Origin of the sequence: Vibrio sp. T20 (assembly GCF_007858795.1) — a bacterium.
GTDB classification, from domain to species: domain Bacteria; phylum Pseudomonadota; class Gammaproteobacteria; order Enterobacterales; family Vibrionaceae; genus Vibrio; species Vibrio satsumensis.
The window spans coordinates 1-393 of the sequence record NZ_VFEB01000185.1; the positions used below are offsets into that span (position 1 = coordinate 1).

Genomic DNA, 393 nt, shown 5'->3' on the forward strand with positions numbered 1-393 from the left:
AGACTCAGGCTTATGTAGTAGAAAACGCCCGTCTAGAAACGATGCAAATTCGAATCAACATCGAGAACGTTATTAAACGTGCAAATGACTCTATCTCTCGTGGACAACCAGGAACGGCAATACAGTTACTACGTAAAGGTATAGATGCACTAGCGACCAAAAACGATTCATATTCTAATCAAGCAAAAGAAAAGCTTCAGCAGATGCTGAACGACCTTGATCAGAAGCGCCTAGATAAAAGCGCACAAGATTTACAACAAATAGAATCTAAAGAGCGTGATGACGATATGGATGCCCTCTTCGGTCAGAAGAAAAAGTGGTAAGAGTTTAACTAAAATACTTAAAGCCCACTTTATTTCTAGTAAATAGGTGTCCTTTTTTGTGCCTATCGAA

The 393-nt window shown here is 39.2% G+C and carries 1 pseudogene; it reads left to right on the forward strand.

Annotated elements, in window-relative coordinates:
• Positions 1 to 323 (forward strand): annotated as a pseudogene (locus FTW16_RS20465) (DNA repair protein); the annotation flags it as partial.
• Positions 324 to 393: the final 70 nt, after the last annotated feature.